At 73.6% G+C, this 7,708-nt stretch carries 7 protein-coding genes and 2 pseudogenes; all 9 read left to right on the top strand.

Annotation, left to right across the window (positions count from 1 at the left end):
* Window positions 1–180, top strand: a pseudogene (locus tag BG452_RS25120) (ROK family transcriptional regulator); the annotation flags it as partial.
* 86 nt (window positions 181–266) lie between these two features.
* Entirely contained in the window at window positions 267–683 is a 417-nt protein-coding gene (locus tag BG452_RS25115; RefSeq protein ID WP_188306630.1) for a molybdopterin-binding protein, read from the top strand.
* Window positions 684–729: 46 nt separating this feature from the next.
* Complete coding sequence (locus BG452_RS25110; RefSeq protein ID WP_188306629.1) at window positions 730–1,173, top strand: hypothetical protein; 444 nt, start codon at window positions 730–732, stop codon at window positions 1,171–1,173.
* The gene (locus BG452_RS25105) at window positions 1,170–1,883 is read left to right on the top strand and encodes a glycerophosphodiester phosphodiesterase (protein ID WP_188306628.1); all 714 of its coding nucleotides are present in this window, start codon (window positions 1,170–1,172) and stop codon (window positions 1,881–1,883) included. Before BG452_RS25110 ends, BG452_RS25105 begins: the two co-directional genes overlap by 4 nt.
* Before the next feature lie 26 nt (window positions 1,884–1,909).
* Window positions 1,910–3,025 carry a winged helix DNA-binding domain-containing protein gene (locus tag BG452_RS25100; RefSeq protein ID WP_317621219.1) on the top strand — a complete coding sequence of 372 codons (1,116 nt, stop codon included), beginning with the start codon at window positions 1,910–1,912 and terminating at the stop codon, window positions 3,023–3,025.
* Between the two features lie 122 nt (window positions 3,026–3,147).
* The gene (locus BG452_RS25095) at window positions 3,148–4,230 is read left to right on the top strand and encodes an AI-2E family transporter (protein WP_317621218.1); all 1,083 of its coding nucleotides are present in this window, start codon (window positions 3,148–3,150) and stop codon (window positions 4,228–4,230) included.
* Between the two features lie 78 nt (window positions 4,231–4,308).
* Window positions 4,309–5,181, top strand: coding sequence for a virginiamycin B lyase (locus BG452_RS25090; RefSeq protein ID WP_188306627.1), 873 nt, complete (start codon window positions 4,309–4,311; stop codon window positions 5,179–5,181).
* 453 nt (window positions 5,182–5,634) lie between these two features.
* Window positions 5,635–7,332, top strand: coding sequence for a cytochrome c oxidase subunit I (gene ctaD / locus BG452_RS25085; RefSeq protein ID WP_411293011.1), 1,698 nt, complete (start codon window positions 5,635–5,637; stop codon window positions 7,330–7,332).
* 109 nt (window positions 7,333–7,441) lie between these two features.
* Window positions 7,442–7,708, top strand: a pseudogene (locus tag BG452_RS25080) (hypothetical protein); the annotation flags it as partial.

Below are 7,708 nucleotides of genomic sequence, written 5' to 3'. Positions count from 1 at the left end.
GGCGAGATCGGCCGGGCCGGCGGCGCCGAACTGGCCGGCCGGGTCGAACGCCGGCTGGCCCGGCTCTCCCCGCTGCGCACCGAGGTCCGGGCCGGTACGGCGGGCGGCGGCGCGGTGCTCGCGGGCGCGGTGCTCACCGCCGGTGACGCCGTGCGGAGGGACCTCTTCGGGGAGTCGTAGCGCGTTTCCGTCGGCGTCCCCGGTACGGCAGGATGGCGCCCGGGGGGCGCGTACCCCGTACCTCGAACCACCGTCAGGAGACGCAGATGGGCCAGCCCGACGTGCCGGTCAACCCGTACCGCATCGGTGAGGCGGCCGCGCTGCTCGGCGTCAGCGCGGACACCATGCGGCGCTGGGTGGACGCCGGGAAGCTCGCCGCCGTGCGGGACGAGCACGGGCACCGGATCATCCCGGGGGCGGAACTCGCCGCCTTCGCCCGTGAGCTGGCCCGGCCGGAGATCGCCGAGGCCGAGGGCCGTCCGTCCTCGGCGCGCAACCGCTTCCCCGGGATCGTCACCGAGGTGCGGCTCGGCGACGTGGCCGCGCAGGTGGAGGTCCAGGCCGGGCCGTTCCGGGTGGTGTCGCTGATCAGCCGGGACTCGGTGGAGGAGCTGAACCTGGTGCCGGGCGCACCCGCCACGGCGGTCATCAAGTCGACCAATGTGATGATCGAACGGCGCTAGTCGTCTCCCCGCGCGTTCCCTGCGAGTACTCCCACGAGAGGCCCGGATGCCCCCGCACCCGTCCACGCTGCCGACCACCCAGGCCGCCGTCCTGGCGATCGAAGCCGTCGCCGCCCGGCACGGGCGCACCGTCCGCGCCCAGCACGACATCGGCAGCGACCAGACCTTCGCCGGGCTGGTCGGCCAGGACGGCGGGCCGGGTGCCGTCCCGCACGAGGCGCTGCTGGAGTTCGACGGCAGCCCGCGGCTCGCCGTCCGGCTGTTCAGCCACGACGAGGTCACCGTGACGGTCGAGGGCATCGCCTTCGACGTGCCGCGCGACAGCGTCCCGGCCTTCCTGAACTCGGTCTGGGCCGACCTGGTGCACGTCAGGGCCCGGACCTTCCCGCCGTCCACCACCCTGATCGTCACCGTGCCCGGCGAACCCGGCTACCGCGAAGCCGTCGGCCCGCACGACCTCACCCCCTGGCTCTCCGGAAGGATTCGATGACCACCCCCGCCGACCGTCGACCGGTGCTCGCCGTCGCCCACCGCGGCGACCCGTACCGCCACCGCGAGAACACCCTGCCCTCCGTCGAGTCCGCGCTCGCCGCCGGGGCCGACGCCGTCGAGGTGGACGTCCAGCTGACCCGCGACAAGGTGCCGGTGCTGCTGCACGACCAGACCCTGGAGCGGCTCTGGGGGGACCCGCGGTCGATCGGCCGGGTCACCACCGAGCAGCTGGCCGAACTGCGCCAGGGCGACCTGGCCGTCCCCACCCTCGCCGAGGCGATCAAGACGGTCGCCGCCGCGCGCGGCCGCCGGCTGCTGATCGACCTGGACGAGCCCGGCCCGGTCGCCGCCACCTGGGACGTCGTCACCGGACTCGGCGCCGAGGACCGCGTCGCCTTCTGCGGCTCCGCCACCGCCATGCTCGCCGTGCGCGAACTCAGCCGGGACGCCGAGATCGCGCTCACCTGGAAGCAGCCCCGGATGCCCGCGCCCGCCCTGCTGCGCGACCTGCGCCCGCGCTTCCTCAACCCGCCGTTCGGCCTGGTCACCCCCGCGTTCGTGGCAGCCGCCGCGGACCAGGGGCTCGCCGTCTCCACCTGGACCGTCGACCTGCGCCGCACCATGCGCCGGCTGCGCGACACCGGGGCCGCCTCCATCACCAGCAACCGGATCGCGGTCCTGCGCTCGGTGCTGGACGGCCGCCGGTGACGGAACCGTCGGGGACGGAGGGGCCGGTGACGGATCCACGGCTGACGGAGCTGCCGGTCCTGGGGCGCCGGGCGCTGGGCCGCGCACTGCTGGCCCGTCAGCACCTGCTCGTCCGTACCGACCGGACACCCGCCGAGGTCATCCACCACCTCGGCGGCCTCCAGGCCCAGGCCGTACCGCAGCCGCCCTACCTCGGGCTGCTCTCCCGGCTGGACGGGTTCTCCTCGGACGGGCTGAGCACGCTGCTCGAACAGCGGGCCGTGGTCCGGATCGCGCTCCAGCGCGGCACCATCCACCTGGTCACCGCCGAGGACTGCCTGACCCTGCGCCCGCTGCTCCAGCCCGTCCTCGACCAGGCGCTGCGCACCACCTACGGCAAACGGCTGGCCGGACTCGACCTGACCGCGCTGGCCGCCGAGGCCCGCGCCCTGGTCGAGGAGGAGCCGCGCACCTTCCAGTGGCTCGGCGCGCTGCTGGCGGCGACCCGGCTGGACCGCGACCCGGCGGCCCTGGCCCAGGCCGCCCGTTGCCTGCTGCCGCTGGTCCAGGTGCCGCCGCGCGGGCTGTGGGGGCGCAGCGGCCCGGCCGCCCACACCACCGCCGAGGCCTGGCTCGGCCGGCCGCTCGACCCCGCGCCCGTGCCGGACGACCTGGTGCTGCGCTACCTGGCCGCCTTCGGCCCGGCGAGCGCGGCGGACCTCACGAAGTGGTGCGGCCGCACCGGGCTCGGCCCGGTGCTGGGGCGGCTCGCGCCGCGGCTGCTGACCTTCCGGGACGAGCAGGGCCGGCTGCTGTACGACCTGCCGCAGGCGCCCCGGCCGGAGCCGGACGTCCCGGTGCCGGTGCGGCTGATCGCGCCGTTCGACAACCTGCTGCTCTCGCACGCCGACCGCGGCCGGGTGCTGCCGGCGGAGTACAAGGAGCGGGTGATGACCAGGAACGGCCTGGTGCCCGGCACCCTGCTGGTGGACGGGCTGGTCACCGGGACGTGGCGGCTGACGCCGGAGCGGGACGTGGTCGTCGAGCCGTTCGTCCGGCTGGCGCGGGCGGACCGCGAGGCGGCGGAGGCCGAGGCGCAGCGGGTGCTGGCCTTCGCGGGCGGGGGCGGGTCGGTACGGATCGAGGCGGCAGAACGGTCGTAACGGGTTGTCGCTGGGGTGACGGGTTGTCACTGCGGTAACGGGTCCAAAAACGGGCAGATCGTCAGATTCTCTGCTGAGATGGGTCGGTTCGGACTCAACGACGATCCTCGGCGGAGGTGGCCGTGTCCGTGGAGCGCCCGCCCGATGGGCGGCCCGACCACCGCAGGCCGTACCTGATGCTGCCGCCCGCGGTGCGCTGGGCGGCGGCCTGGTCGGTGGCGGTGATCCTGCTGATCACCGTCGGCTCGCTGCTGGTGTTCGCGCTCGTGGAGCTGCGGGCCGCCACCGTGCCGTTCGTCCTGGCGCTGCTGGGGGTCTCGCTGCTCTACCCGGTGGTGCCGTGGATGGTCCGGCGGGGAGTGAGCCGGGGCCTGGCGGCCGGGCTGACCTGCCTGGTGCTGGTGGTCGCGGTGGTCGGGGTGATCTTCCTGCTGGTCAACTCCCTGGTGCACAGCGCCCCGCAGATCGCCGCCTCGCTTCCGGCGGCCGGGCGGCGGCTGGCGGACTGGCTCGGGCCGTTCGGGACGAAGATCGAGCACGCGCTGAACAACGCCAAGGGCGAGACCAACTCGCTGGTCTCGACCCTGACCAACGGCGTGCTGTCCGGGCTCGGCCTGCTCACCCAGGTGGTCACCGGTGCCGTCCTGGCGCTCGCCCTGGTCTTCTTCTTCCTGCGCGACGGCCACCGCACCGGCGAGACCATCCGCGCCCACCTGCCCGGGCGCGGCGCCGACACCGTGGTCGCCTGCGCCGAGCGGGCCTTCGAGGCGATGGCCGGCTTCATGCGCGGCACCACCCTGATCGCCCTGATCGACGCGGGCTTCATCACGATCGGCCTGCTCGCCCTGGGGGTGCCCGGGGCCCCGGGGCTCGGCGCGCTGGTCTTCATGGGCGCGTACATCCCGTTCGTCGGCGCGTTCCTGTCCGGCACGGTGGCGGTGCTGGTGGCGCTCGCGGACGGCGGGCTGGGCACGGCGCTGTGGGCGCTCGGGGTGGTGCTGACGGTGCAGATGATCGAGGGCAACATCCTCCAGCCGGTCATCCAGAGCCGGACAGTGGAACTGCACCCGGCGGCCATCATGGTCGCGGTGGTGGCCGGCTCCGGCGTCGCGGGCATCATCGGGGCGCTGCTGGCGGTGCCGGTGTGCGCGGCGGGGATGGGCGTGATCTCGGTGCTGTGGGGCGCGGCGTCCGACCGGGGGTGAAGTCGGTTGCCGCCGGCGGGGGTGTCGTGGCAGCATCACTAATGCGACTGGCGTCGCGATAACTTGGGAGGGGTGGGGATGGAACTGTTCGAGGTGGCCGAGGCGGGGGCCGGGCCGTACGGGGTGGCCGTAGGGCCGGACGGAGGGGTCTGGTTCACCTTGGTGCATGCCGGGGAGGTGGGGCGGCTGTCGGCCGACGGCTCGGTGGAGCGGTTCGGGCTCGGGGCGCCCGGCTGCGGGCCCGCCGTCATCACCGTCGGGCCGGACGGGGCGCTGTGGTTCAGCCGGATGCGGGACCACCGGATCGGGCGGATCACGGCGGGCGGCGAGGTCTCGTCGTTCGGGGTGCCGACGGAGGGCGCCGGGCCGTACGGGATCGCGGCCGGGCCCGACGGGGCGGTGTGGTTCACCGAGCTGAACGCCGACCGGGTGGGGCGGATCACCGTCGACGGGGAGGTGGCGGAGTATCCGCTGCCGCTCGCCGGCGCGTTCCCGTCGATGATCGCGGCCGGCGCGGACGGCGCGCTGTGGTGCACGCTCAACCAGGCGGACGCCGTCGCCCGGATCACGGTGGAGGGCGAGGCGACCGTCCACCAGTTGCCCACCGAGGGCACGGCGCCGGTCGGGATCACCGCCGGTGCGGACGGAGCGCTCTGGTACGTCGGGATCGGCGGCGGGCTGATCGGGCGGATCACCGTGGACGGACGGGTGACCGAATACCCGCTGGCCGACCGGGCCGCCAAGCCGCACGCGATCGCCGCCGGCCCGGACGGGCGGCTCTGGTTCACCGAGTGGGGCGCCGGCCGGATCGGTGTGCTGGACGCGGACGGACGGTCGGACGGGTATCTGATCCCCGGCCCGGGCGCCGAGCCGCACGGGATCGCCGTCGGCCCGGACGGTGCGGTGTACGCGGCGCTGGAACGCGGGCAGCTCGCCCGGCTGACGGGCTGACGGGCTGACCGCCGTGCCGGGGCGGCGCGGCGGGTAGGCGGTGGACTCGGTGAAGGCCCGGTCGAAGGGGTGGCCGACGGCGCGGCCGAAGGTGCGGTCGGCGCCGAGGTCCGCCACCACCAACGGCTCGCCCGAGGCGGCGGCCCGGCGGAGAGCCCGGTCCCCGTACGGGTCCCGGTCGGGAGGTCCCGGTGCGGGGGCGGGAACTCGGGCCCAGCGGCCCCGGCCGGGCGGGCCCAACGGCCCTGGGGTGTACGGGGCGTGCGTTCGGATCATGGATCGCCATCCATCCGCACGACGTTCCGAAGGAGTGCGTCCTTGAGCGCCACCCAGGCACAGGGCGACCCCACCACACCGCCAACGCCCCTGCCGACGGGGCCGGTTCGGGCCCGCCGACCCGGCTCGGCCTTGGTCGGACTGCTGACCACCACCGACCACAAGACGATCGGCACCATGTACCTGGTGTCCTCGTTCGCGTTCTTCCTGATCGGCGGCGTCCTCGCTCTGGTCATGCGCGCCGAACTCGCCCGGCCCGGAACGCAGATCCTCTCCAACGAGCAGTTCAACCAGGCGTTCACCATGCACGGCTCGGTGATGCTGCTGCTCTTCGCGATGCCACTGTTCACCGGCTTCGCCAACTGGATCATGCCGCTGCAGATCGGCGCGCCCGACGTGGCGTTCCCGCGCCTGAACATGCTGTCCTACTGGCTGTTCATGTTCGGCTCGCTGATCGCCGCCGCCGGCTTCGCCACCCCGCAGGGCGCCGCCGACTTCGGCTGGTTCCTCTACGCGCCGCTGTCCGACGCCGTCCACTCGCCGGGCGTCGGTTCGGACATGTGGATCATGGGCGTCACGCTGTCCGGCTTCGGCAGCATCTTCGGCGCCGTCAACTTCATCACCACCATCATCTGCATGCGCGCGCCCGGAATGACCATGTTCCGGATGTCCATCTTCTGCTGGAACGTGCTGCTGACCTCGGTGCTGGTGCTGCTGGTCTTCCCGGTGCTGGCCGCCGCGCTGCTGGCGCTGGAGTGCGACCGCAAGTTCGGCTCGCACGTCTTCGACCCGGCCAACGGCGGGGCGATGCTCTGGCAGCACCTGTTCTGGTTCTTCGGGCATCCCGAGGTGTACATCCTGGCGCTGCCGTTCTTCGGGATCGTCTCGGAGGTCATCCCGGTGTTCAGCCGCAAGCCGATGTTCGGCTACGCGGGCCTGATCGCCGCCACGGTGGCCATCGCCGGGCTGTCGGTGACGGTGTGGGCGCACCACATGTACGTCACCGGGCAGGTGCTGCTGCCCTTCTTCTCCTTCATGACCTTCCTGATCGCGGTGCCGACGGGCGTGAAGTTCTTCAACTGGGTCGGCACCATGTGGAAGGGCTCACTGAGCTTCGAGACGCCGATGCTGTGGACGGTCGGCTTCCTGGTGACCTTCCTGTTCGGCGGACTGACCGGCGTGCTGCTGGCCGCGCCGCCGATCGACTTCCACGTCTCCGACTCGTACTTCGTCGTCGCCCACTTCCACTACACGCTGTTCGGCACGGTGGTCTACGCGATGTTCGCCGGCTTCCACTTCTGGTGGCCCAAGATGACCGGCAAGAGGCTCGACGAGCGGCTCGGCCGGATCACCTTCTGGACGCTCACCGTCGGCTTCCACACCACCTTCCTGGTGCAGCACTGGCTCGGCGCCGAGGGCATGCCCCGCCGGTACGCCGACTACCTGGCCTCGGACGGCTTCACCACCCTGAACACCGTCTCGACCATCGGGTCGTTCCTGCTCGGACTGTCGATCCTGCCGTTCCTCTACAACGTCTGGAAGACCGCCAAGTACGGCGAGAAGGTCACCTCGGACGACCCGTGGGGCTGGGGCCGCTCGCTGGAGTGGGCCACCTCCTGCCCGCCGCCGCGGCACAACTTCGTCAAGCTGCCCCGGATCCGCTCCGAATCCCCGGCCTTCGACCTCCACCACCCGGACATCGCGGCCCGGGACGTGCTCCAGCACACCGGGAAGCCGGCCCCGCACCTGGGCGACGTGGAGCCGGCGAAGTACGACCGGCCGCTGACCCGGGCGGAGCGGGCGCGGACGGCCTCCGCGGCCTCGTCCCCCTCGTCCCCCTCGTCCCCCTCGTCGTCCTCGCCCGCCGACGGCTGAGGACGGCTGAGGAACGCCCCCGAACGCCGCCCCTGCCCGCGTCGCCGCCCCCGGGCGGGCGGGGACGGCACCCTGACCCACTCCCGTGCGACACCAGGAAGGCCGGCCCATGACCCACACCGTCCTCGCCATCGGCACCGCCGCGCTCACCGCGAGCGGCTGCGTCTGGTACCTGCCCGCCATCGCCGACCTCCAGGCCGGCGCCGACCGGCCCCGCTCCACCCGCACCGCCGCGGCGGCCTGCGTGCTCTGGTGGGCGGCGCTCGCGCTGGCGGGCGGACTGCTGCTCGCCCTGCCCGACTGGCGCCCGGCCGCCCAGGTGGCCCTCACCGGGCTGGTCGGCGGCACGGCCCTGCGGCTCCGGGCCCGGTGGGAC

Origin of the sequence: Streptomyces sp. CBMA123 (assembly GCF_014596465.1) — a bacterium.
Classification (GTDB): domain Bacteria; phylum Actinomycetota; class Actinomycetes; order Streptomycetales; family Streptomycetaceae; genus Kitasatospora.
The sequence above is the reverse complement of the archived record's forward strand: the minus strand, read 5'-3'. Positions and strand labels throughout refer to the sequence as shown.